Here is a 23,310-nt window from a genome sequence, read left to right as displayed (position 1 = left end):
GGTGATCGACCTGAAGAAAAAGTCGATCACCATGGGTAAAGGATGTTAAAAAGTGTTCACCATGTCCCCGAACACCTGTCAACCATGTCCCCGGACTGTACACCCCATGGGGAGATGGGATCGTACGGAGCTGTCTTTACCCTCTCCTCCGTGGGAAGAGGGCAGGGTGAGGGGGAATTATCCACTCAGAACGCAACTACCACCTTCCCGCGCATATGCCCGTCCAGCACTTTGCGGTGCGCCTCGGTAATGCTTTCCACGCTCAGCCCGTGCAGCGTTTCGCTGAGCGAGCTCTCCACCACGCCGTTATCTACCAGCTTCGCCACCTCGTTTAAGATCTCACCCTGACGCGCCATATCGGCAGTCTGGTACATGCTGCGGGTATACATGAATTCCCAGTGCAGGGCGGCGGATTTGGATTTCAGCTTGTCCTGGTTCAGCGGGTGCGCATTTTCGACGATGGAGCAGATGTGTCCCTGCGGCGCAATCAGTTCGCTGACCGCATCCCAGTGGCCATCGGTATCATTGAGGATGAAAATATAATCCACAAAGGTGATGCCCTGTTTGGCCAGTTCACCTTGCAGATCGCGATAATTCACCACCAGATCCGCGCCGCGATCGCGACACCATTGGGCTGAGTCTTCCCGCGACGCGGTGGCGATGACCCTGACCTTGCTGTTGTGCTTCGCAAACGGGATCGCAAGGGAGCCTACGCCGCCGGCACCGCCGATGATCAGCAGCGTTTTGTCCGACCCGGCATCCTGAATATTCAGGCGTTCAAACAGCCCTTCACTGGCGGTGAGCGCGGTCAGCGGCAATGCGGCAGCGGCATCCCAGCCAAGGCTTGTCGGTTTGTGTCCGACAATGCGCGCATCAATCAGCTGGTGCGAGGCATTACTGCCCGGACGGGTAATGTCGCCCGCATACCATACTTCGTCGCCCGGTTTGAAGCCGGTGACGCTTGTTCCCACCGCTTTGACGACACCGCTGGCATCCCAGCCGAGAATACGTGGCGCCTGCAGGCCGTTTTTAACAAGACTCGCATGCACTTTGGTATCGACCGGGTTGATGGAACAGGCTTTTACTTCCACCAGCAGATCGTGTTCACCGGGCTGTGGCATCGGTTGGGTGATCTCAATAAAAGCTGCGGGATTTTCAGGATTAACGGCAATGGCTTTAACAGACATGATTAACTCCTCAATGGAATGCGTTTTGTTGAGGCTAGTCTATTAAGTGGTCATGCGCATGATAAGATGGACAATCAAGAACGGAGTGTTCGTATGGGGTGAACAATCATGTTTAAACAGCTTCAGGATATGGCGCTGTTTGCGCTGGTGGCGGAGATGGGGAGTTTTACCGCCGCAGCGCAGAAAGCAGACCTGCCGAAATCCAGCGTTAGCCAGCGGATTAGCCAGCTTGAGCAGCAGGTGGGGATCCGCCTGCTAAACCGCACCACGCGCAGGCTGAATCTGACCTTTGCGGGGGAGCACTATCTGGTGCATTGTCGCGAGATGCTGGCGGCCAGCGAAAGGGCGGAGTATGCCATTCAGCGGCTGCGTGAAAACCCCAGCGGGCGGCTTCGTATCACCTGCCCGGCGGGCATTGGCGCGACGTTACTGGCACACCTGAATGCCGAGTTTCAGCTCCGCTATCCTGACGTTTCACTGGATGTCTCTATTTCTGACGATGTGCTCGATCTGGTGGAGTCTGGTTTTGACGTGGCGCTGCGTACCGGTAAACCGCAGGACTCCTCGCTGATTGGCCGCATGATTGGTCACTGCCCGCGCTATATGCTGGCCTCACCGGAATATCTGGCACGCCGGGAGCCGCTGCACCATCCCCGCCAGCTGGTGGATCACCGCTGTATTACCCACAAGGCCTGGTCTGAATGGCTCCTGCAAAGCGAGAGTGAGGATTACCGCTATCTGCCGGACAATGCGCATATGACGGATAATCTTGTTTATGCTCGTGAGTGCGCGGTAGCTGGTGCGGGGATCACACTCTTACCCGCTTTTTTGCTGGAAGATAAAATTGAAAAAGGGGCGCTGGTGCAGGTGCTACCGGAGTGGAACGTTGAAGGAAACGATCTCTGGCTCGCCTATCCGAGCCGTAAGCTCAATTCGCCTGCGCTGATGAGCTATATCGACTTTGCGATGCAGTGTGATGAGGTGAAGCGGTTTTATGTGGGTGGGTGATTATGTGTGGCCTGATGCCCTCACCCTGACCCTCTCCCACGGGGAGAGGGCACAAACATAAAAAACGGCAACCGAAGTTGCCGTTGTGCTTTTATTTCGCGATACGCTTGTACTTAATACGCTTCGGCTCCAGCGCGTCTGCGCCCAGCGTGCGTTTCTTGTACTCTTCGTATTCGGTGAAGTTACCTTCGAAGAACTCCACTTTCCCTTCATCCTGGTAGTCCAGAATGTGGGTGGCGATACGGTCAAGGAACCAACGGTCGTGCGAGATAACCATGGCACAGCCCGGGAACTCCAGAAGGGCGTTTTCCAGCGCGCGCAGGGTTTCGATGTCGAGGTCGTTGGTTGGTTCATCGAGCAGCAGTACGTTACCGCCAACCTGCAGCAGCTTCGCCAGATGCAGACGACCACGCTCACCACCGGACAACTCGCCGACGCGTTTACCCTGATCGGTACCTTTGAAGTTAAAGCGGCCAACGTAGGCACGGCTTGGCATCTCGGTGTTGCCGATACGCATGATATCCAGCCCGCCGGACACTTCTTCCCACACGGTTTTGCTGTTATCCATTGCGTCACGGAACTGGTCAACGGACGCCAGTTTCACCGTTTCACCCAGGGTGATAGAACCGCTGTCTGGCTGCTCCTGACCGGACATCATACGGAACAGGGTGGATTTACCCGCGCCGTTCGGACCGATGATACCGACGATGGCACCCTTCGGTACGGAGAAGGAGAGATCGTCGATCAGCACGCGGTCACCGTAAGATTTACGCAGGTTGCTGACTTCGACCACTTTATCCCCCAGACGCGCGCCAGGTGGAATAAACAGTTCGTTGGTTTCGTTACGTTTCTGGTATTCGGTGTTGTTCAGCTCTTCGAAGCGTGCCAGACGGGCTTTGCCCTTAGACTGACGGCCCTTCGTGCCCTGACGTACCCACTCCAGCTCTTTCTCAATAGACTTACGGCGTGCTGCTTCAGCAGACGCTTCCTGCGCCAGACGCTGATCTTTCTGCTCCAGCCATGAAGAGTAGTTGCCTTCCCATGGGATACCCTCGCCGCGGTCCAGCTCCAGGATCCAGCCCGCCACGTTGTCGAGGAAGTAACGGTCGTGGGTGATCGCCACCACGGTGCCTTCGAAGTCGTGCAGGAAGCGTTCCAGCCACGCCACGGATTCCGCATCCAGGTGGTTAGTGGGTTCGTCGAGCAGCAGCATGTCTGGTTTTTCCAGCAGCAGACGGCACAGCGCCACGCGGCGACGCTCACCACCGGAGAGGTTGGCGATTTTCGCATCCCAGTCCGGCAGACGCAGGGCGTCAGCGGCGCGCTCCAGCTGCACGTTCAGGTTGTGACCGTCGTGCGCCTGGATAATCTCTTCAAATTTGCCTTGCTGAGCGGCCAGTTTATCGAAGTCCGCATCTGGCTCGGCGTATTTGGCATACACTTCATCCAGACCTTTCAGCGCGTTAACCACTTCGGATACCGCTTCTTCAACCGATTCACGAACGGTGTGTTCAGGGTTCAGCTGAGGTTCCTGCGGCAGGTAGCCAATTTTGATGCCTGGCTGCGGACGGGCTTCACCTTCGATGTCTGTATCGATGCCGGCCATGATGCGCAGCAGGGTGGACTTACCGGCACCGTTGAGGCCCAGAACACCGATTTTTGCGCCCGGGAAGAAGCTCAGCGAGATATTTTTAAGAATATGACGTTTCGGCGGTACCACTTTGCCGACACGATGCATGGTATAAACGAATTGAGCCACGTTGGACTTCGCCTCTTTTATCGTGATGAAAAGGAATTTCAGCCTCGAAGTGTAGCCTTTTTCCCGCCCTAATCCCAGCCAGGAACGTCGGGAGTGTTAAAACGCGCAGGAAAGGTAAAAAAGTGTCCGTAACGTGGCGCGTTCCGGGATGCCTGGTTAGCATAAGTTAATTAGACTTTGACGTGGCAAGACGCTGCAATTGACGAAAAAACAATGAGGAAGAGCTTGTGGAAAAAGCCAAACGGGTGGTCTGGCGTCTGCTGGCGGCCAGCGTATGCGTAATGGCGGTAAGCCAGGCGGTGCATGCCGATTCACTGGATGAACAACGTAACCGCTACGCCCAGATTAAACAGGCGTGGGACAACAAACAGATGGATACTGTGCAGGCGTTGATGCCGACGCTGAAAGACTATCCTCTCTATCCCTATCTGGAGTATCGCCAGATTACTGACGATCTCATGAATCAACCCACGGTCACCGTGAATAACTTCATTCAGGCGAACCCGACCCTGCCGCCCGCCCGGAACCTGCAGTCTCGTTTTGTAAACGAGCTGGCGCGTCGTGAAGACTGGCGCGGACTGCTGGCGTTCAGCCCGGAAAAACCGAACACCACGGAAGCCCAGTGTAACTATTACTATGCAAAATGGGCCACCGGTCAGCAGGAGGAAGCCTGGGCCGGGGCAAAAGAGCTGTGGCTGACCGGGAAAAGCCAGCCGAACGCCTGTGATTCGCTCTTTGGTGCCTGGCGTGCTTCCGGTAAACAGGATCCGCTGGCTTACCTTGAACGTATCCGTCTGGCGATGAAAGCCGGAAACACGCGTCTGGTGATGGCTCTGGCGGGTCAAATGCCGTCGGATTACCAGACCATTTCCACGGCCGTGATGTCGCTGGCAAACGACCCCAACAGCGTTCTGACCTTTGCCCGCAGCACGGGAGCGACCGATTTTACCCGACAGATGGCGGCGGTGGCCTTTGCCAGCGTGGCGCGTGACGATGTCGAAAACGCGCGGCTGATGATCCCGCAGCTGGTGCAGGCACAGCAGCTCAATGAAGAGCAAACCCAGGAACTGCGCGATATCGTGGCGTGGAGACTGATGGGCTCGGACGTAACCGACGAACAGGCCCGCTGGCGGGACGATGCCATTATGCGCTCCAACTCCACGTCGCTGGTGGAACGTCGCGTGCGCATGGCGCTGGGGACGGGCGATCGTAAAGGCCTCAATACCTGGCTTGCGCGTCTGCCGATGGAAGCCAAAGAGAAAGACGAATGGCGCTACTGGCAGGCGGATCTGCTGATGGAGCGGGGACGCGATGACGAAGCTAAAGAGATCCTCCACGCGCTGATGCAGCAGAGGGGCTTCTACCCGATGGTGGCCGCGCAGCGTCTGGGTGAGGAGTACACCTTCCGCATTGATAAAGCGCCGGGTAACGCCAGCCCGGCGTTGACCCAGGGGCCGGAAATGGCGCGCGTGCGCGAGCTGATGTACTGGAATATGGACAACACCGCCCGTAGCGAGTGGGCGAATCTGGTCACCAGCCGCACTACGGATGAGAAAGCCCAGCTTGCCCGTTACGCCTTTGATAACCACTGGTGGGATCTGAGCGTTCAGGCGACGATCGCCGGTAAGCTGTGGGATCATCTTGAAGAACGTTTCCCGCTGGCCTACAAAGATCTGTTCGATCGCTACACCAGCGGTAAAGATATTCCGCAAAGCTACGCCATGGCGATTGCCCGTCAGGAGAGCGCCTGGAACCCGAAAGTCCGTTCCCCGGTAGGGGCCAGCGGCCTGATGCAGATTATGCCGGGCACGGCGACGCATACGGTGAAGATGTTTAATATCCCGGGATACAGCAGTCCATCACAGCTGCTGGATCCGGATACCAACATCAACATTGGTACCAGCTATCTGCAGTACGTCTATCAGCAGTTTGGTAACAACCGCATTTTCGCCTCTGCGGCGTATAACGCGGGCCCAGGGCGTGTGCGTACCTGGCTGGGTAACAGCGCCGGACGCATCGACGCCGTGGCGTTTGTCGAGAGCATTCCGTTCTCAGAAACGCGCGGCTACGTGAAGAACGTGCTGGCGTATGATGCCTATTACCGTTACTTCATGGGGCAAAAAGATACCCTGATGAGCGATGCGGAGTGGCAGAGACGTTACTGATTGGGATGGGTTGTGTTATGCTGTACTCGTTAATGAGTACAACAGGCGGCATAACATGACCCAGCATTCCCCGTATTCCTCGGCACTGGCCGAACAACGTCATCAGGAGTGGCTTCGTTTTGTGGAGTTGCTCCGCCAGTCTTACGACCAGGATCTGCATTTACCCCTGCTGCAACTGATGCTGACGCCGGACGAGCGTGAGGCGTTGGGCACGCGCGTGCGGATCATCGAAGAGTTACTGCGCGGTGAGATGAGCCAGCGTGAGCTCAAAAACGAGCTGGGCGCGGGGATCGCGACGATCACCCGCGGTTCAAACAGCCTGAAGTCTGCGCCGGTTGAGCTGCGTCAGTGGCTGGAAGCGGTATTGCTGAAAAACGCCGGATGACGGCTGCGCCTTATCCGGCCTACACGTTCAACGATAAATGGCGTTATGGAACGGGCTTAACGCCAGGATCACTGCCTGATGGTAAACGCTTGAGCGCGTAAGCGCGCCAGCAGTAAAGACGCCAATCGCCCCTTCTTTACGGCCTATTTCATCAATGCCGGTGTATTGCGACATCACTGGCCCGAGCGCTTCGCCTGCGCGCACTTTTTCCAGAATAATGTCCGGCAGCGGCAGGGTGGCCGAGCGTGCTTCACCGCGCTGTTCACGGCTTTCGATAACCACCCAGCTAAACGTCGCGCCCTCGTCAATTCCCGCTTCAATGGCGACCCAGAAGTCGGCATCGGGTGCGGCCGCTTTCGCATTTAACACGCGATTTCGTGCGCCAGCGCGCGTTTCTTCGCTGCCAAACGGCTGTTCAGGAACGCCACTCTCGACGCCGACGGCATCAATATGGCAGGATCCTTCGCCGAAAATCTCTTCAAATGCCCTTAGAATTGCCTGAATTTTGGCAGGATTGGTGGTAGCAGAGACAACATGGTGCATAATTAAGCTCGATTCAAAAAAACTCATCGCAGTATAACGGAAAAAAAGCATGTTACAGGTATACCTTGTTCGCCACGGTGAAACGCAGTGGAACGCCGAGCGACGTATTCAAGGCCAGTCCGACAGTCCTCTCACTGAAAAGGGTGTGCAGCAAGCGTGGCAGGTGGCAGAACGTGCCAGAACGCTGGGCATTACCCATGTCATCACCAGCGATTTAGGTCGCACGCAGCAGACGGCGCGCATTATTGCTGATGCCTGTGGTTGTGATGTGCTGCTTGAACCGCGCCTGCGCGAGCTGGATATGGGGGTGCTCGAAAAACGCCATATCGATACGCTGACGGAAACGGAAGAGGGCTGGCGCCGCACGCTGGTTAACGGTACCGAAGATGGCCGTATCCCTGAGGGCGAATCCATGCAGGAGCTGAGCGTGCGTATGCATGCTGCGCTGGCGGAATGCCTGAAGCTGCCAGCCGGAAGCCGTCCACTGCTGGTGAGTCACGGGATTGCGCTGGGATGTCTGGTCAGCACCATTCTGGGGTTACCGGCCTATGCGGAGCGCCGTTTGCGTCTGCGCAACTGCTCTATTTCCCGTATTGATTATCAGGAAAGCGCGTGGCTGGCGTCGGGATGGGTCGTTGAGATGGCAGGGGACATTTCGCATCTTGATGCCCCTGCACTGGATGAACTGCAGCGTTAACGACGGATCGGGATTAAGAATTCCATCCGCAGATTAATGGGGCCTTCTTCCGGTTTCGCATCGCTTGCCGGGTAGTAGCGCTCAATATCCTGACCTTTACGGCGATTCAGGTTCAGCATAGGCATGCATGTTCCGTAAACGGTCAGGATGAATTCCTGTACGCCCGTTCCCAGCCCTTCGTAGGAGAACATCACATACTCTCCGCCTTCCAGCACGACCGGTTTAGAACCCTGAATATAGCCATTGGCCATCTCCGGCGTTAACGCGGTGGTGTAGAACACCTCCTGCTCGTCGTCTTTTTCCTGGCTTGGATGCGTTTCGTTGAGACCATACAGGATAGGCGGGATCGCCGGGGCATGGCTCAGGAAGTCGCGCCAGAACTGAACGCGCATTTGATGGCGGAACTCAGAAATCTGCTCCAGAGAACAGGTGTAGCTCTGTGTCGTACCGATCAAATGGGTTTCCGGCAGGGTAATGATTTCGTACTTCGGCATGGCGAACTCGCCCAGACGCAGCGGCGGGCGCATACCGTATGAGCTCCAGTCAGGTGAACGGCGATAGAGTGCCGGCGTCAACGAGAACTGTTTTTTAAAGGCTCGGGTGAACGTTTGTTGCGAGTCGAAACGATACTGCAGGGCAATATCAAGAATGGGCCGCGCGGTCAGGCGTAAGGCCACCGCAGATTTAGATAAACGACGTGCGCGAATATAGGCACCGATAGCATGACCGGTGACATCCTTGAACATCCTTTGCAGATGCCACTTGGAATAGCCTGCTTTAGCCGCCACATTATCCAGTGACAAAGGCTGGTCAAGATGACCTTCCAGCCAGGTTAGCAGGTCGCGAATAATTCCAGCCTGATCCATATACTATCCTCATCCTTAAAACAGCAGGTGCCTGATAACAGGTTAGCGGATAATAGCATTTTTTGATGTTTTAGCATTCAGTGTTTTTTTTGCTCATTAATGCTTTTTGTCCTGCGTTTTGGGTGAATATATTCTAATCCTGTGATCTTGCTACATTTTTGTCTAACGTGTTGAATAATCGCTCAACGTAATATTAAGAAATGGTAACAATATGAAATATAAGACATTGCTCTTAACAGCCTTACTGCTGATAGCGGGCCGCGCGGCGCAGGCGGAACAGATTGGTTCTGTCGATACCGTGTTTAAAATGTTTGGGCCGGACCACAAAATTGTGGTGGAGGCGTTTGACGATCCGGATGTGAAAAACGTCACCTGCTACGTTAGCCGGGCAAAAACTGGGGGGATTAAAGGCGGTCTGGGGCTGGCCGAGGATACATCCGATGCGGCCATCTCCTGCCAGCAGGTCGGGCCGGTTGAACTGAGCGAGAAAATCAAAAACGGCAAAGCGCAGGGGGATGTGGTGTTCCAGAAACGGACGTCGCTGGTCTTCAAAAAGCTGCAGGTGGTGCGTTTTTACGATGCTAAACGTAACACCCTGGCCTACCTTGCTTACTCCGACAAAGTAGTGGAAGGCTCACCGAAAAACGCGATTAGCGCGGTGCCGATTATGCCGTGGCGGGAATAAAAAAAAACGGCGCTTTCGCGCCGTTTTTTATGGTGCTGACTGCGGGATCACTCCTGCAGGTCACCGCAGAAACGATAGCCTTCGCCGTGAATTGTGGCGATGATTTCCGGCGTATCTGGCGTAGATTCGAAATGTTTACGAATACGACGGATGGTCACGTCTACAGTACGGTCGTGTGGCTTCAGCTCACGGCCGGTCATTTTCTTCAGCAGTTCTGCACGGGACTGAATTTTGCCCGGGTTTTCACAGAAGTGCAGCATCGCGCGGAATTCACTGCGCGGCAGTTTATACTGCTCACCGTTCGGGCTGATCAGTGAACGGCTATTGATATCGAGTTCCCAGCCGTTGAATTTGTAGCTGTCTACGCTACGACGCTCTTCGCTGACGGTGCCCAGGTTCATGGTGCGGGACAGCAGGTTGCGTGCACGAATGGTTAACTCGCGTGGGTTAAACGGTTTGGTGATGTAGTCATCCGCACCGATTTCCAGGCCAAGGATCTTATCAACTTCGTTATCACGGCCTGTCAGGAACATTAATGCGACGTTCGCCTGTTCACGCAGTTCGCGCGCCAGCAGAAGGCCGTTTTTACCTGGCAGATTGATATCCATAATGACCAGGTTGATATCATTTTCAGAAAGGATCTGATGCATCTCTGCGCCATCGGTCGCTTCAAAGACATCGTAGCCTTCTGCTTCGAAAATGCTCTTCAACGTGTTGCGTGTTACCAACTCGTCTTCAACGATAAGAATGTGCGGGGTCTGCATGTTTGCTACCTAAATTGCCAACTAAATCGAAACAGGAAGTACAAAAGTCCCTGACCTGCCTGATGCATGTCGCAAATTAACATGACCGGGCTAACGTGACTAAAGTACGTAATTGCGTTCTTGATGCACTTTCCATCAACGTCAACAACATCATTAGCTTGGTCGTGGGTACTTTCCCTTTGGACCCGACAGTGTCAAAAACGGCTGTCATCCTAACCATTTTAACAGCAACATAACAGGCTAAGTGACACCTGACACCCAATAAAACTACGCTTCGTTGACATATATCAAGTTCAATTGTAGCACGTTAACAGTTTGATGAAATCATCATAGCTAAATGCTAGCCTTTGTCACAATTTTTCAATAAACCAACTAGTTGCGGATCTTGATTGATAAACGTTACGAATCCAACTTAAATCGCGTATTCACCCTGTCATTATCATTATAAAACATAAGGATAATCAGGTTCTGTTAACATTCTAAATGATTGTTCAGCTACAAAATAGTTTAGCGCTTTTAATTTGTTATGAAACGCTATTTCGGTGATTTGTGTTGCAAAATTGTAAATTCGCGACGCGTAATATGTTGACGCGCATCACATTAATCCCCGCTAACTGATTAAAAAGAGAGTATAAATGCATCTGTCGATTGTACTGGTCGCGCCAGCCAGAGCTGAAAATATAGGCGCTGCGGCGCGTGCCATGAAGACCATGGGGTTCACCGATTTGCGTATTGTGGACAGCGCTGCTCACCTGGAGCCCGCGGCGCGTTGGGTGGCGCACGGGTCGGGCGATATTCTCGATAATATAACCACTTACGACACGCTCGCCGACGCGCTGCACGATATTTCGTTTACCGTTGCGACCACGGCGCGCAGTCGGGCGAAGTTCCACTATTACGCCACGCCAGCGGAACTGGTACCGATGCTGAGCGAGAAAAGCCAGTGGCTGGAAAAAGCGGCGCTGGTGTTTGGGCGGGAAGATTCAGGATTAACAAACGACGAACTGGCGCTCGCGGATGTGCTGACGGGGGCTCCAATGGTCGCGGATTATCCGTCCCTGAATTTAGGCCAGGCGGTGATGGTCTATTGCTATCAATTAGCGTCCTTAATACAAATTCCCCAACCGCCAGCGGTGGGTACCGACGAAAACCAACTGGCCGCGCTGCGTACGCGCGTTGACAACCTGCTGATGCAACTTGGTGTGGCGGATGACCAAAAAATGGCTGACTGGCTGCAGCAGCGTCTTGGGCGCCTCGAGCAGCGCGATACGGCAATGCTGCACCGTTTGCTGCACGATATCGAAAAAAAATTAGCCGTGTAAAATGCTGCCATAAGTTTTTACTATGGCGTAAGCGTCTGACGTTAAGGGTTGCCTCTGGCGGAATCGGATGAAAATAAATCTGCACGCAGCGGGACGTAAGAATCCGCTGAATTGTGATCAAATTAAAAATTCATTGACTTAAGGTGCCCGATCCTTTAACCCTAAAAGAATACAGCACAGACAGATAATAATGACAGAGTACACAACATCCATGAAACGCATCAGCATCACCACCATTACCACAACCATCATCATTACCACAGGTAACGATGCGGGCTGACGCGTACAGGAAAAACAGAAAAAAGCCCGCACCTGAACAGTGCGGGCTTTTTTTTCGGCTAAAGGAAACGAGGTAGAACCATGCGAGTGTTGAAGTTCGGCGGTACATCAGTGGCAAATGCAGAACGCTTTCTGCGTGTTGCCGATATCCTGGAGAGCAACGCCAGGCAGGGACAGGTCGCGACCGTTCTCTCTGCGCCGGCAAAAATCACTAACCACCTGGTGGCGATGATTGAAAAGACCATTGGCGGTCAGGATGCACTTCCGAACATTTGCGATGCCGAGCGTATCTTCGCCGAGCTGCTTCAGGGGCTGGCGGAGGCACAGCCAGGTTTCCCGCTCGTACAGCTGAAAGCCTTCGTAGAACAAGAATTTGCCCAGATTAAACATGTGCTGCACGGTATCAGCCTGCTGGGTCAGTGCCCGGACAGCATCAACGCGGCGTTAATTTGCCGCGGTGAGAAACTCTCTATCGCCATCATGGCGGGCCTGCTGGAGGCGCGCGGGCATCACGTCACGGTGATTGATCCGGTTGAAAAACTGCTGGCGGTGGGCCACTACCTCGAATCCACCGTTGATATTGCTGAATCAACCCGCCGCATCGCTGCGAGCAAAATTCCTTCTGACCATATGATCCTGATGGCGGGCTTCACCGCCGGCAATGAAAAGGGTGAACTGGTGGTGCTGGGCCGTAACGGCTCTGATTACTCTGCTGCTGTGCTGGCCGCCTGTTTACGCGCGGACTGTTGCGAGATCTGGACTGACGTTGACGGCGTATACACCTGCGACCCGCGCCAGGTACCGGACGCCAGGCTGCTGAAGTCGATGTCTTACCAGGAGGCGATGGAGCTTTCCTACTTCGGCGCGAAAGTGCTTCACCCTCGTACCATCTCCCCCATTGCCCAGTTCCAGATCCCTTGCCTGATTAAAAATACCGGTAACCCGCAAGCGCCTGGCACGCTGATTGGCGCCAGCACAGACGAAGATGGCCTGCCGGTGAAAGGCATCTCCAACCTCAACAACATGGCAATGTTCAGCGTCTCCGGGCCTGGTATGAAAGGGATGGTTGGCATGGCGGCGCGCGTGTTTGCCGCAATGTCACGCAATGGGATCTCTGTGGTGCTGATCACCCAGTCCTCATCGGAATACAGCATTAGCTTCTGCGTGCCGCAGGGTGACTGTCTGCGCGCCCGTCGTGCGCTGGAAGAAGAGTTCTATCTGGAGCTGAAAGAAGAGCTGCTGGAGCCATTATCCATTCAGGAACGTCTTGCGGTTATCTCCGTGGTTGGCGACGGTATGCGCACGCTGCGCGGTATCTCCGCCAAGTTCTTTGCCGCGCTGGCGCGCGCCAATATTAATATCGTGGCCATTGCCCAGGGCTCATCCGAGCGTTCTATTTCGGTGGTGGTTGATAACGATGACGCGACTACCGGCGTACGCGTGGTTCATCAGATGCTGTTCAACACCGATCAGGTGATTGAGCTGTTCCTGATTGGCGTGGGCGGCGTTGGCGGTGCGCTGCTGGAGCAGGTGAAGCGTCAGCAGGAGTGGTTGAAGAAGAAGCATATCGATCTGCGCGTCTGCGGGATCGCCAACTCAAAAGCGCTGCTGACCAACGTTCACGGGCTGAACCTGGAAAACTGGCAGGCCGAGTTGAACGAGGCAAAAGAGCCGTTCAACCTTGGGCGTCTGATCCGTCTGGTGAAAGAGTATCACCTGCTGAACCCGGTGATTGTCGATTGTACGTCGAACCAGGCGGTTGCCGATCAGTACGCGGACTTCCTGCGTGAAGGCTTCCATGTGGTCACGCCGAACAAAAAGGCCAACACCTCGTCGATGGATTACTATCACCAGCTGCGTCTGGCGGCGAGCAAATCGCGTCGCAAGTTCCTGTACGACACTAACGTGGGGGCGGGCCTGCCGGTTATCGAAAACCTGCAGAACCTGCTGAACGCGGGCGATGAACTGCAACGTTTCTCCGGCATTCTCTCCGGCTCGCTGTCCTTTATTTTCGGTAAGCTGGATGAAGGGATGAGCCTCTCAGAAGCAACCCGCGCCGCGCGTGAACTGGGCTACACCGAGCCGGATCCGCGTGACGATCTCTCCGGTATGGACGTGGCGCGCAAACTGCTTATTCTGGCGCGCGAAACGGGCCGTGAACTGGAGCTTTCCGATATCGTGATAGAACCCGTGCTGCCGGCTGAATTTGACAGCAGCGGTGACGTCAGCGCCTTTATGGATAATTTACCGCAGCTGGATGACGCTTTTGCCGCACGCGTGGCGAAAGCCCGTGATGAAGGTAAGGTATTGCGCTATGTTGGCAACATTGAAGAAGATGGCGTGTGCCGGGTGAAGATTGCCGAAGTCGATGGCAACGATCCGCTGTACAAAGTCAAAAACGGCGAAAACGCCCTGGCGTTTTACAGCCACTATTATCAGCCATTGCCGCTGGTGCTTCGCGGCTATGGCGCAGGGAACGATGTTACGGCGGCGGGTGTGTTTGCCGATCTGCTGCGTACCCTGTCATGGAAGTTAGGAGTTTAACATGGTCAAAGTTTATGCCCCGGCTTCCAGCGCCAATATGAGCGTCGGGTTTGATGTGCTGGGTGCGGCGGTGACGCCGGTGGACGGTTCACTATTGGGCGATACGGTCACGGTGGAAGCGGCAGAAAGTTTCAGCCTGAATAACGTGGGACGTTTTGCCAGCAAGCTGCCGTCCGAACCGCGCGAGAATATCGTCTATCAGTGCTGGGAGCGTTTCTGTCAGGAGATCGGGAAAAACGTGCCGGTCGCCATGACGCTGGAAAAAAGTATGCCGATTGGCTCTGGCCTGGGATCAAGTGCCTGCTCTGTTGTGGCCGCGCTGGTGGCGATGAATGAGCACTGCGGCAAACCCCTGAACAATAGCCGTCTGTTGGGGTTAATGGGTGAGCTGGAAGGCCGCATCTCTGGCAGTATCCACTACGATAACGTCGCGCCGTGTTTCCTCGGCGGTATGCAGTTGATGATCGAAGAAAATGGCATCATCAGCCAGCAGGTGCCAGGGTTTGATGAGTGGCTGTGGGTGCTGGCCTACCCGGGTATCAAAGTGTCTACCGCGGAAGCGCGGGCGATCCTGCCTGCGCAGTATCGCCGTCAGGACTGCATCGCCCACGGGCGTCATCTGGCAGGCTTTATTCACGCCTGTTATACCCGTCAGCCACAGCTGGCGGCGAAATTGATGAAAGATGTGATTGCCGAACCGTATCGTACGAAGTTGCTGCCTGGCTTTAATGAGGCGCGACAGGCATCGCTTGATATTGGCGCGCAGGCGTGCGGCATCTCCGGCTCCGGCCCGACGCTGTTCGCCCTGTGCGATAAGCCAGACACCGCGCAGCGCGTGGCGGACTGGCTCTCTAAACACTACCTGCAAAATCAGGAAGGCTTTGTTCATATTTGCCGTCTGGACACGGCTGGCGCACGAGTACTGGGATAACGAATGAAACTCTACAATCTGAAAGATCATAACGAGCAGGTCAGCTTCGCGCAGGCGGTGACTCAGGGACTGGGCAAAAATCAGGGGCTGTTCTTCCCTCACGATCTCCCTGAATTCCAGCTGACCGACATTGATGAGCTGCTGAAGCAGGACTTTGTCACTCGCAGCACAAAAATTTTGTCTGCGTTTATCGGCGACGAAATCCCGCAGGAGTTGCTGGAAGAGCGCGTACGTGCGGCGTTCGCCTTCCCGGCACCGGTTCAGCAGGTTGAGCCGGATGTGGGCTGTCTGGAGCTGTTCCACGGCCCAACGCTGGCGTTTAAAGACTTCGGCGGCCGCTTTATGGCGCAGATGCTTACCCACATCAGCGGCGACAAGCCGGTCACCATTCTGACCGCCACCTCCGGGGATACCGGTGCCGCCGTGGCGCATGCTTTTTACGGTCTGAAGAACGTCCGCGTGGTGATCCTCTATCCGAAAGGCAAGATCAGCCCGCTCCAGGAAAAACTGTTCTGCACCCTCGGCGGTAACATTGAAACCGTGGCGGTAGATGGCGACTTCGATGCCTGTCAGGCACTGGTGAAACAGGCCTTCGATGATGAAGAGCTGAAAGCCGCGCTGGGGCTCAACTCTGCTAACTCCATTAACATCAGCCGCCTGCTGGCGCAGATTTGCTACTACTTCGAAGCGGTTGCCCAACTGCCGCAAGAGGCGCGTAATCAGCTGGTGGTTTCGGTACCGAGCGGAAACTTTGGCGACCTGACCGCAGGCCTGCTGGCGAAATCCCTCGGGCTGCCGGTGAAACGCTTTATCGCGGCGACCAACGCCAACGACACCGTGCCACGCTTCCTGAAAGACGGTAAATGGGCGCCGAACGCGACCCAGGCGACGCTCTCTAACGCGATGGATGTGTCACAGCCAAACAACTGGCCGCGCGTGGAAGAGCTGTTCCGCCGTAAAGTGTGGCGTCTGGGCGATCTGGGCTATGCGGCGGTCACCGATGAAACCACCAAAAGCACTATGCGTGAGCTGAAAGCGGTGGGGTATACCTCTGAACCGCATGCGGCGATTGCTTACCGTGCGCTGCGCGACCAGCTGAATCATGGCGAGTATGGCCTGTTCCTGGGGACGGCGCATCCGGCAAAATTCAAAGAGAGCGTGGAAGAGATTCTGGGTGAAACGCTGCCGCTGCCGAAAGAGCTGGCGGATCGCGCTGACCTGCCGCTGCTCTCTCATGAGCTGCCAGCGGATTTTGCCGCGCTGCGTAAGCTGATGATGACCCGAGCGTGATTTTTTGCCCGGTGGCGCTGCGCTTACCGGGCCTGCAACAATCTCAATCGTAGGCCGGGTAAGCGAAGCATCACCCGGCTTTTTTGTGAAGAAAATAAGGAGAAAAATAGCAGGGAAAAAGCAGAAATTCCCAATAAATGCGGTCACTTAGCGTTTAGGATTGCAGAGAATAACATCTCCGGTTCCCCTCACGTAATCTCCTTACATCGGCCCACGTCGGGCAAGAATCATAAGGAGTCACCGATGTCTAAACTGAAACCTGCGCTGATTGCACTTTCACTGATGCTGGTCGCTCCCATGGCGGTACAGGCATCCGAAATCACCCTGGTTCCGGCGGTCAAACTGCAGATTGGCGATCGGGATAATAACGGCCATTACTGGGACGGCGGCCGCTGGCGCGACCATGACTGGTGGAAGGCGCATTATGAATGGCGCGATAACCACTGGCGTCCACATGATGAGCATCGCGATCGTGACGATCGTCATGACCACCGCCACGACGATCACCGACCAGGCCCGGACTGGAAGCATCACTAATACAAACCCCGCCAGCAGGCGGGGTTGTTTTTTTTTACTGTTCGTGGCGCTTAAACACCAGTTCCCCTTTCCCTGACGCTTCCTCGTCAAAGAAATACCCCTCGCTGTTGAATCCGGTGAGCTGCTCTGGCTTCGTCAGGCGGTTTTGTATGATGTAGCGGCTCATCAGGCCACGCGCTTTTTTGGCATAGAAGCTGATGACTTTAAACTTGCCGTTTTTCTCATCAAGGAAGACCGGTTTAATAATTTCCGCATTGAGCTTCTTCGGCTTCACCGATTTGAAGTATTCATCGGAGGCGAGGTTAATCACCACGTTATCCCCCTGCGCGTGCAGGGCTGCGTTCAGCTTATCGGTGATAATGTCGCCCCAGAAATGGTACAGATCTTTGCCTTTGGTGTTTTCCAGGCGGATGCCCATTTCCAGACGATAGGGCTGCATCAGATCCAGCGGGCGCAGCACGCCGTACAGGCCTGAAAGCATACGCAGATGCTGCTGGGCAAAATCGACATCGGCTTCGCTGAACTCTTCTGCCTGCAGGCCGGTATAGACATCGCCCTTGAAGGCCAGAAGCGCCTGGCGCGCATTCGCAGGAGTAAAGTCAGGATGCCACTCATGGAAGCGGGTCGCGTTGAGATCGGCGAGCTTATCACTGATGCTCATCAGCGAGGCGATTTGCGGCGCGGAGAGCTTACGCGCCTCATGAATCAGCTGTTGCGAGTAGTCCAGCAGTTCGGGCTGGGTATAACGCTTGGTCGCGAGCGGGCTCTGGTAGTCGAGCGTTTTTGCAGGTGAAATCAGAATCAGCATATCCAGTCCTTGCAGGAAATTTAAGGCGACTTTAGCAAAAAATCGCCCTGAATTGATCGATAGCTGTTATTGCCGCGGCAAATCATCCCACGTGCCGGGCGCAATCTGCGATTTGATTTCGGGATAGCGCGAGGCGTCAAACACCGGCGGAACCCCCAGCTTGCGCTGGCGAAGGTAGTCCCGGGCGATGAGGGTGACTACGGGCGAGAGCAGCAAAATCGCCGTCAGGTTGGTGATCGCCATCAGCGCCATAATCACGTCCGCCAGTTGCCAGACCACCGGCATGCTGAGCAGAGAACCCACGATGACCATCAGCAACATGCCCAGGCGCAACAGGTTGAGCATGGGGCGAGAGTTGAGCTTCAGGAAAATGAGGTTGTTCTCGGCGTAAAGGTAATTGACGACCATTGAGCTGAAGGCGAACAACAGCAGAATGAGCGAAACAAATCCCGCTCCCCAGCCACCGGTAAGGTTCACCAGCGCCTGCTGAAGAAGCTGTATCCCGGCGGCTTCCGTTGAGTGAGAGATTGGGCCTGCCAGCAGTAAGATCATGGCGCTGGAGGAGCAGATAATAATCGTGTCCGTGAAGACCCCAATCATCTGCACAATGCCTTGCGCGGCCGGGTGAGGGGGCCAGGAAGCGGCCGCCGCCGCGGCATTGGGGGTAGACCCCATTCCGGCTTCGTTAGAGAACATACCGCGTTGAAAACCCGCCATCAGCGCCTGGCTAAAGGTATAGCCCAGCGCACCCGAAGCCGCTTCACGCCAGCCAAAGGCGCTGCTGAAAATGGTCGCAATCACATCCGGCACCTGGTCGATATGCAACGCAGCGACAAGCAGACTGGCCGCAACCCAGAGCAAGGCCATAATGGGAACCAGCCACTGCATCAGGCGGGCTGTACCCTTAAGACCGGTAGAGATGGTCAGTAGTATGCAGAGGGCTAACCCCGCGCCGGTGAGCCATTCCGGACAGGCGAAGGCATAGCGCAGGGCATGGGCGACAGAATTTGCCTGGACGGTGTTGAAAATCAGGCCATAGGCGACGAGTAAGAAAAGCGAGAACAGCACGCCCATCCAGCGCATCCCTAAGCCGCGCGCCATGTACCAGGCAGGGCCACCGCGAAACTGGCCATGATGATCTTTTTCTTTGTAGAGCTGGGCGAGAGAGCATTCGGCAAAGGACGTTGCCATGCCGATAATTGCCGTCACCCACATCCAGAAAACCGCCCCCGGCCCACCGGCGCTGATAGCCAGCGCGACCCCCGCCAGGTTACCGCTGCCAAGCCGTGCCGCAAGGCTGGTGCACAGCGCCTGGAACGAGGTTAATCCACCGGGTTGTGGCGTGACGCTGTTTTTCAGACTTCTGCCAAATTTGCGGATATAACGAAACTGGATAAAACCGCTGCGTAACGTAAACCATATACCTGCTGCCAGAAGCAGGTATATCATTATCGAACCCCAGAGCACTTCGTTAATAAAGAAAAAGAAATCAGGCATTAACGTCCCTCATGTTGATGCCAGGATAAGGATGTAAGCGCTACCACATATTGGGCGTACTGTTATGTAGCTGCCTCTTAATATTCCGAGTTTATCATACATTGCCTAAGCGCACTGTCTGCGGTTGCGCTACCCCTCTGTCGTGTTATCATCAGGGCAGACCGGTTACATCCCCCTAACAAGTAAACCTGTCATTTTTCCGCTGCAGGCATGCTGTCGGTAGCGTGAATTATCCAGGGCACGTTAAAAGAGAAACACTATCATGACGGATAAATTGACCTCCCTTCGTCAGTTCACCACTGTCGTAGCTGACACCGGAGATATCGCGGCAATGAAGCTGTACCAGCCGCAGGATGCCACAACTAACCCTTCTCTGATCCTTAACGCCGCGCAGATCCCTGAGTATCGCAAACTGATTGACGACGCTGTGACCTGGGCGAAAGCACAGAGCAACGACCGCGCGCAGCAGGTTGTGGATGCCACTGATAAACTGGCAGTGAACATCGGTCTGGAGATCCTTAAACTGGTTCCTGGCCGCATCTCTACCGAAGTGGATGCGCGTCTCTCCTACGACACCGAAGCGTCTATCGCGAAAGCCAAACGTCTGATCAAAATGTATAACGATGCGGGTATCAGCAATGACCGTATCCTGATCAAACTGGCTTCTACCTGGCAGGGTATCCGCGCTGCTGAACAGCTGGAAAAAGACGGTATCAACTGTAACCTGACGCTGCTGTTCTCCTTCGCGCAGGCGCGTGCATGTGCGGAAGCGGGCGTATACCTGATTTCTCCGTTCGTGGGTCGTATTCTGGACTGGTACAAAGCCAATACCGACAAGAAAGAGTACGCCGCGTCTGAAGATCCAGGCGTGATTTCAGTGACTGAAATCTACGAATACTACAAACAGCACGGTTATGAGACCGTTGTTATGGGCGCAAGCTTCCGTAACGTCGGCGAAATCATCGAACTGGCTGGCTGTGACCGCCTGACCATCGCACCAGCGCTGCTGAAAGAGCTGGCTGAAAGCGAAGGTACCATCGAGCGTAAACTGTCTTACACCGGTGAAGTGAAAGCGCGTCCAGAGCGTATCACTGAATCCGAGTTCCTGTGGCAGCACAACCAGGATCCAATGGCGGTAGACAAACTGGCTGACGGTATCCGTAAGTTTGCTATTGACCAGGAAAAACTGGAAAAAATGATCGGCGATCTGCTGTAATCATTCTGCGTGACCGGGCTCCCGGTCACGCGACTTCTTTCGTACTCTGTCTGAAATTCCCCTCTGCGTGTATCATTCCCTTTAATCAGTACTTTTTGAATGGAATGGATATGAATACCTTACGCATCGGCTTAGTGTCGATTTCTGACCGCGCCTCAAGCGGTGTTTATCAGGATAAAGGCATCCCTGCTCTTGAAGAGTGGCTGGGTAGCGCGCTGACCACCCCGTTTGAAATCCAGACCCGCCTGATCCCGGACGAACAGCCGATCATCGAGCAGACGTTGTGTGAGCTGGTGGATGAGATGAGCTGCCACCTGGTGCTGACCACCGGCGGAACCGGTCCTGCACGTCGTGATGTGACACCAGATGCTACGCTTGCTATAGCTGACCGTGAAATGCCGGGCTTCGGTGAACAGATGCGCCAGATTAGCCTGCACTTTGTTCCAACGGCGATCCTCTCCCGTCAGGTGGGGGTGATTCGCAAGCAGGCGCTGATCCTGAATCTGCCGGGCCAGCCTAAGTCGATCAAAGAGACGCTGGAAGGGTTAAAAGCGGATGACGGCAGCGTGATCGTCCATGGGATCTTTGCAAGTGTACCGTATTGTATACAGCTGCTGGACGGGCCGTATGTCGAAACCGACGACAAAGTAGTAGCAGCATTTCGTCCTAAAAGCGCACGCCGCGAAACAATCTCCTGAAAATAATCATTATGTGACATTAGCTGAAGCTGCTGTGGTGTGCTAAAAGTTTTACGGTATAGTAATTTTTTCTTTACGATAGCTGTAATAATAATTCCACAACACACGCTAAATGGTTCGCTATGTCACATAACACCCGACCTCTGAATCGACAGGACTACAAAACTCTTACGCTCGCGGCCCTGGGCGGCGCGCTGGAGTTTTACGATTTCATCATCTTTGTTTTCTTTGCCGCTGTGGTGGGGGAGTTGTTCTTCCCGGCAGATATCCCGGAATGGCTGCGTCAGGTGCAAACCTTCGGTATTTTTGCTGCCGGGTATCTGGCGCGTCCTCTTGGTGGGATTGTGATGGCGCACTTTGGCGATCTTGTCGGGCGCAAAAAGATGTTTACCCTCAGTATCCTGCTGATGGCCGTGCCGACGTTGGCCATTGGTCTGCTGCCAACCTACGCCTCGATGGGCATTCTCGCCCCGTTATTGTTGCTGCTGATGCGTATTCTTCAGGGGGCGGCCATCGGCGGTGAAGTGCCGGGGGCGTGGGTGTTTGTCGCGGAGCATGTTCCGGCGCGCCGCATTGGTATCGCCTGCGGAACCTTAACCGCGGGGCTAACGGTGGGGATTTTGCTCGGTTCCGTGGTCGCGACAATTGTGAATACCAGCATGACGCAACAGGCCGTACACGACTGGGGCTGGCGTCTGCCGTTCCTGCTGGGCGGGGCGTTTGGCCTGGTGGCGATGTACCTGCGCCGTTGGCTCCAGGAGACACCGATTTTCCTCGAAATGCAGCAGCGCAAAGCGCTGGCACAAGAGTTGCCCGTTAAAGCCGTCGTGGTGCGTCATAAAAAAGCGGTGGTGGTGTCGATGCTGCTTACCTGGTTGCTCTCGGCAGGCATTGTGGTGGTGATTTTGATGTCGCCGGTCTGGCTGCAAAAGCAGTACGGCTTTGCCCCGGCGGTGACCTTACAGGCGAACAGTATCGCCACGGTTATGCTCTGCTTCGGCTGCCTGGTCGCCGGGCAGGCTGCGGATCGTTTCGGTGCCAGCGTAACCTTTATCGTTGGCAGCCTGTTACTGGCGGGCTCAAGCTGGGCGTTTTACCATCTGGCCGGGAGTCATCCTGAACAGCTGTTCCTTTTATACGGCGTGGTAGGGCTGTGCGTTGGCGTGGTGGGGGCGGTGCCTTATGTGATGGTTCGGGCCTTCCCGCCAGAAGTCCGCTTCACCGGGATCTCATTCTCATACAATGTTTCATATGCCATCTTCGGTGGACTGACGCCGATTGCGGTTACGGTATTGATGGGCGTGTCACCGCTGGCACCTGCCTGGTATGTGCTGGCGTTGTCGCTGATGGGGCTGGTGTTGGGGATTTGGCTTCGCCAGATGGGAGAATGTCGTGCCCGCGAGGCGGACACGACAGAGGGATCAGTGTTTTTCACCAATCGGTAAAATGGTGCGGTCAAACTGCTCGTTCAGCACTTCACCCATTGCCAGGTAGATAGCGCTTGTGCCGCAAACCAGACCAATCCAGCCTGCAACGTGAACGATGCCTTCGTTGTCCACCAGATGACCAATCGCCAGCAGGGCGAACAGCACGGTCAGGCTCAGGAAGACAAACTGCAGTGCGCGGTTACCCTTGAGGGTGCCAAAGAACATGAACAGGGTGAAGACACCCCACAGGCCCAGGTAAACGCCCAGGAAATGGGCGTTTGCCGCCTCTGCCAGGCCCATTTTAGGCATCAGCAGAATGGCGACCAGGGTCAGCCAGAAGGAACCGTAAGAGGTAAAGGCGGTTAAGCCGAAGGTATTGCCTTTCTTATATTCCAGCAGGCCCGCGAAGATTTGCGCGATACCGCCGTAAAAAATGCCCATCGCCAGGATAATGCCGTCCATCGGGAACATCCCGATGTTGTGCAGGTTCAGCAGAATAGTGGTCATGCCAAAACCCATCAGGCCCAGCGGAGCCGGATTAGCCAACTTAGTGTTGCCCATAAGTCCTCAAAAAAATCATCATTAATATGGTGAAATGGTTAAACCCGCGACAGTACTCCCTGAAGGGGCGCGGCATCATAATGGGCGCAAACGATGCCGTCTATGATCTCGTCAGGGTGAAATTAAAATTTTTTTTATCCT

General features: G+C 55.0%; 23 protein-coding genes and 1 other annotated feature. Of the genes, 15 read left to right on the top strand and 8 right to left on the bottom strand.

Going from position 1 to position 23,310, the window contains the following annotated elements:
• Window positions 1–185: 185 nt before the first annotated feature.
• The gene (locus tag ACOTX3_RS11855) at window positions 186–1,187 is read right to left on the bottom strand and encodes a zinc-binding alcohol dehydrogenase family protein (RefSeq protein WP_058678740.1); all 1,002 of its coding nucleotides are present in this window, start codon (window positions 1,185–1,187) and stop codon (window positions 186–188) included.
• A gap of 108 nt (window positions 1,188–1,295) precedes the next feature.
• On the opposite strand from ACOTX3_RS11855, the gene ACOTX3_RS11850 reads away from it, so the two are divergent.
• Window positions 1,296–2,195, top strand: coding sequence for a LysR family transcriptional regulator (locus tag ACOTX3_RS11850; protein ID WP_013095499.1), 900 nt, complete (start codon window positions 1,296–1,298; stop codon window positions 2,193–2,195).
• Between the two features lie 91 nt (window positions 2,196–2,286).
• Here the strand turns inward: ACOTX3_RS11850 and ettA are convergent, their stop codons facing one another.
• Window positions 2,287–3,954 carry an energy-dependent translational throttle protein EttA gene (ettA, locus tag ACOTX3_RS11845; protein ID WP_013095500.1) on the bottom strand — a complete coding sequence of 556 codons (1,668 nt, stop codon included), beginning with the start codon at window positions 3,952–3,954 and terminating at the stop codon, window positions 2,287–2,289.
• A gap of 227 nt (window positions 3,955–4,181) precedes the next feature.
• Between ettA and sltY the strand changes: the two genes are divergently transcribed.
• Together sltY and trpR are read left to right on the top strand one after the other, a co-directional pair.
• Window positions 4,182–6,119, top strand: coding sequence for a murein transglycosylase (sltY, locus tag ACOTX3_RS11840; protein WP_013095501.1), 1,938 nt, complete (start codon window positions 4,182–4,184; stop codon window positions 6,117–6,119).
• Window positions 6,120–6,174: 55 nt separating this feature from the next.
• The gene (gene trpR / locus ACOTX3_RS11835; protein WP_013095502.1) at window positions 6,175–6,504 is read left to right on the top strand and encodes a trp operon repressor; all 330 of its coding nucleotides are present in this window, start codon (window positions 6,175–6,177) and stop codon (window positions 6,502–6,504) included.
• A gap of 27 nt (window positions 6,505–6,531) precedes the next feature.
• Here the strand turns inward: trpR and yjjX are convergent, their stop codons facing one another.
• Window positions 6,532–7,047: an inosine/xanthosine triphosphatase gene (gene yjjX, locus ACOTX3_RS11830; RefSeq protein ID WP_029882672.1), complete on the bottom strand. Its 516-nt coding sequence runs from the start codon at window positions 7,045–7,047 to the stop codon at window positions 6,532–6,534.
• Between the two features lie 49 nt (window positions 7,048–7,096).
• Here yjjX and gpmB point away from each other — a divergent pair, with 49 nt between their 5' ends.
• Window positions 7,097–7,744, top strand: coding sequence for a 2,3-diphosphoglycerate-dependent phosphoglycerate mutase GpmB (gene gpmB, locus ACOTX3_RS11825; RefSeq protein ID WP_013095504.1), 648 nt, complete (start codon window positions 7,097–7,099; stop codon window positions 7,742–7,744).
• On the opposite strand, the gene robA is transcribed toward gpmB, so the two are convergent.
• Complete coding sequence (gene robA, locus ACOTX3_RS11820; RefSeq protein WP_013095505.1) at window positions 7,741–8,610, bottom strand: MDR efflux pump AcrAB transcriptional activator RobA; 870 nt, start codon at window positions 8,608–8,610, stop codon at window positions 7,741–7,743. The two genes, gpmB and robA, sit on opposite strands and share 4 nt — an antisense overlap.
• Window positions 8,611–8,821: 211 nt before the next feature.
• Here robA and creA point away from each other — a divergent pair, with 211 nt between their 5' ends.
• The gene (gene creA / locus ACOTX3_RS11815) at window positions 8,822–9,295 is read left to right on the top strand and encodes a protein CreA (protein WP_013095506.1); all 474 of its coding nucleotides are present in this window, start codon (window positions 8,822–8,824) and stop codon (window positions 9,293–9,295) included.
• Window positions 9,296–9,342: 47 nt separating this feature from the next.
• Here the strand turns inward: creA and arcA are convergent, their stop codons facing one another.
• Window positions 9,343–10,059 (bottom strand): two-component system response regulator ArcA, encoded by a 717-nt coding sequence (arcA, locus tag ACOTX3_RS11810; protein ID WP_003856501.1) that lies wholly within the window; start codon window positions 10,057–10,059, stop codon window positions 9,343–9,345.
• A 95-nt stretch (window positions 10,060–10,154) separates the two neighbouring features.
• Here arcA and yjjY point away from each other — a divergent pair, with 95 nt between their 5' ends.
• The 7 genes from yjjY to ACOTX3_RS11775 all read left to right on the top strand — a co-directional run bounded on the left by yjjY (window position 10,155) and on the right by ACOTX3_RS11775 (window position 16,962).
• Window positions 10,155–10,295 (top strand): protein YjjY, encoded by a 141-nt coding sequence (gene yjjY, locus ACOTX3_RS11805; protein ID WP_001541509.1) that lies wholly within the window; start codon window positions 10,155–10,157, stop codon window positions 10,293–10,295.
• 399 nt (window positions 10,296–10,694) lie between these two features.
• A complete protein-coding gene (locus ACOTX3_RS11800; RefSeq protein WP_058678741.1) occupies window positions 10,695–11,381 on the top strand; it encodes a tRNA/rRNA methyltransferase in 687 nt (228 codons plus the stop codon).
• Window positions 11,382–11,592: 211 nt separating this feature from the next.
• Complete coding sequence (gene thrL, locus ACOTX3_RS11795; RefSeq protein WP_015572623.1) at window positions 11,593–11,661, top strand: thr operon leader peptide; 69 nt, start codon at window positions 11,593–11,595, stop codon at window positions 11,659–11,661.
• Window positions 11,600–11,717, top strand: a sequence feature (Thr leader region). It overlaps the preceding gene by 62 nt.
• Before the next feature lie 24 nt (window positions 11,718–11,741).
• On the top strand, window positions 11,742–14,204 hold the full coding sequence (gene thrA / locus ACOTX3_RS11790; protein ID WP_058678742.1) for a bifunctional aspartate kinase/homoserine dehydrogenase I: 2,463 nt from the start codon (window positions 11,742–11,744) through the stop codon (window positions 14,202–14,204).
• Between the two features lies 1 nt (window position 14,205).
• Window positions 14,206–15,135, top strand: a complete 930-nt coding sequence (thrB, locus tag ACOTX3_RS11785; protein ID WP_013095510.1) for a homoserine kinase — start codon at window positions 14,206–14,208, stop codon at window positions 15,133–15,135.
• Between the two features lie 3 nt (window positions 15,136–15,138).
• On the top strand, window positions 15,139–16,425 hold the full coding sequence (gene thrC, locus ACOTX3_RS11780; protein ID WP_058678743.1) for a threonine synthase: 1,287 nt from the start codon (window positions 15,139–15,141) through the stop codon (window positions 16,423–16,425).
• A 243-nt stretch (window positions 16,426–16,668) separates the two neighbouring features.
• On the top strand, window positions 16,669–16,962 hold the full coding sequence (locus ACOTX3_RS11775) for a DUF2502 domain-containing protein (RefSeq protein ID WP_013095512.1): 294 nt from the start codon (window positions 16,669–16,671) through the stop codon (window positions 16,960–16,962).
• Window positions 16,963–16,996: 34 nt separating this feature from the next.
• On the opposite strand, the gene yaaA is transcribed toward ACOTX3_RS11775, so the two are convergent.
• On the bottom strand, window positions 16,997–17,770 hold the full coding sequence (gene yaaA, locus ACOTX3_RS11770) for a peroxide stress protein YaaA (protein ID WP_127869024.1): 774 nt from the start codon (window positions 17,768–17,770) through the stop codon (window positions 16,997–16,999).
• 66 nt (window positions 17,771–17,836) lie between these two features.
• On the bottom strand, window positions 17,837–19,267 hold the full coding sequence (locus ACOTX3_RS11765) for an alanine/glycine:cation symporter family protein (RefSeq protein ID WP_058678745.1): 1,431 nt from the start codon (window positions 19,265–19,267) through the stop codon (window positions 17,837–17,839).
• A gap of 262 nt (window positions 19,268–19,529) precedes the next feature.
• Between ACOTX3_RS11765 and tal the strand changes: the two genes are divergently transcribed.
• From tal to ACOTX3_RS11750, 3 genes are all read left to right on the top strand, one after another.
• The gene (tal, locus tag ACOTX3_RS11760) at window positions 19,530–20,483 is read left to right on the top strand and encodes a transaldolase (protein ID WP_013095515.1); all 954 of its coding nucleotides are present in this window, start codon (window positions 19,530–19,532) and stop codon (window positions 20,481–20,483) included.
• A gap of 110 nt (window positions 20,484–20,593) precedes the next feature.
• On the top strand, window positions 20,594–21,181 hold the full coding sequence (mog, locus tag ACOTX3_RS11755; RefSeq protein WP_013095516.1) for a molybdopterin adenylyltransferase: 588 nt from the start codon (window positions 20,594–20,596) through the stop codon (window positions 21,179–21,181).
• Between the two features lie 122 nt (window positions 21,182–21,303).
• Window positions 21,304–22,626 carry an MFS transporter gene (locus ACOTX3_RS11750; RefSeq protein ID WP_058678746.1) on the top strand — a complete coding sequence of 441 codons (1,323 nt, stop codon included), beginning with the start codon at window positions 21,304–21,306 and terminating at the stop codon, window positions 22,624–22,626.
• On the opposite strand, the gene satP is transcribed toward ACOTX3_RS11750, so the two are convergent.
• A complete protein-coding gene (satP, locus tag ACOTX3_RS11745; RefSeq protein ID WP_058678747.1) occupies window positions 22,603–23,169 on the bottom strand; it encodes an acetate uptake transporter in 567 nt (188 codons plus the stop codon). The two genes, ACOTX3_RS11750 and satP, sit on opposite strands and share 24 nt — an antisense overlap.
• Between the last annotated feature and the right edge of the window lie 141 nt (window positions 23,170–23,310).

Origin of the sequence: Enterobacter cloacae complex sp. IR5384 (assembly GCF_049237265.1) — a bacterium.
GTDB classification, from domain to species: domain Bacteria; phylum Pseudomonadota; class Gammaproteobacteria; order Enterobacterales; family Enterobacteriaceae; genus Enterobacter; species Enterobacter cloacae.
Note: the sequence above shows the minus strand (reverse complement) of the source record. Positions and strands in the feature narration are given on the sequence as shown.

Coding starts and splice junctions, on each gene's coding strand:
- arcA (WP_003856501.1), bottom strand. CDS start 10,059: ATGCAGACCCCGCACATTCTTATCGTTGAAGACGAGTTGGTAACACGC.
- tal (WP_013095515.1), top strand. CDS start 19,530: ATGACGGATAAATTGACCTCCCTTCGTCAGTTCACCACTGTCGTAGCT.
- thrB (WP_013095510.1), top strand. CDS start 14,206: ATGGTCAAAGTTTATGCCCCGGCTTCCAGCGCCAATATGAGCGTCGGG.
- robA (WP_013095505.1), bottom strand. CDS start 8,610: ATGGATCAGGCTGGAATTATTCGCGACCTGCTAACCTGGCTGGAAGGT.
- satP (WP_058678747.1), bottom strand. CDS start 23,169: ATGGGCAACACTAAGTTGGCTAATCCGGCTCCGCTGGGCCTGATGGGT.
- creA (WP_013095506.1), top strand. CDS start 8,822: ATGAAATATAAGACATTGCTCTTAACAGCCTTACTGCTGATAGCGGGC.
- ACOTX3_RS11765 (WP_058678745.1), bottom strand. CDS start 19,267: ATGCCTGATTTCTTTTTCTTTATTAACGAAGTGCTCTGGGGTTCGATA.
- thrC (WP_058678743.1), top strand. CDS start 15,139: ATGAAACTCTACAATCTGAAAGATCATAACGAGCAGGTCAGCTTCGCG.
- thrA (WP_058678742.1), top strand. CDS start 11,742: ATGCGAGTGTTGAAGTTCGGCGGTACATCAGTGGCAAATGCAGAACGC.
- trpR (WP_013095502.1), top strand. CDS start 6,175: ATGACCCAGCATTCCCCGTATTCCTCGGCACTGGCCGAACAACGTCAT.
- yjjX (WP_029882672.1), bottom strand. CDS start 7,047: ATGCACCATGTTGTCTCTGCTACCACCAATCCTGCCAAAATTCAGGCA.
- ACOTX3_RS11850 (WP_013095499.1), top strand. CDS start 1,296: ATGTTTAAACAGCTTCAGGATATGGCGCTGTTTGCGCTGGTGGCGGAG.
- mog (WP_013095516.1), top strand. CDS start 20,594: ATGAATACCTTACGCATCGGCTTAGTGTCGATTTCTGACCGCGCCTCA.
- ACOTX3_RS11775 (WP_013095512.1), top strand. CDS start 16,669: ATGTCTAAACTGAAACCTGCGCTGATTGCACTTTCACTGATGCTGGTC.
- ACOTX3_RS11800 (WP_058678741.1), top strand. CDS start 10,695: ATGCATCTGTCGATTGTACTGGTCGCGCCAGCCAGAGCTGAAAATATA.
- ACOTX3_RS11855 (WP_058678740.1), bottom strand. CDS start 1,187: ATGTCTGTTAAAGCCATTGCCGTTAATCCTGAAAATCCCGCAGCTTTT.
- ACOTX3_RS11750 (WP_058678746.1), top strand. CDS start 21,304: ATGTCACATAACACCCGACCTCTGAATCGACAGGACTACAAAACTCTT.
- yaaA (WP_127869024.1), bottom strand. CDS start 17,770: ATGCTGATTCTGATTTCACCTGCAAAAACGCTCGACTACCAGAGCCCG.
- gpmB (WP_013095504.1), top strand. CDS start 7,097: ATGTTACAGGTATACCTTGTTCGCCACGGTGAAACGCAGTGGAACGCC.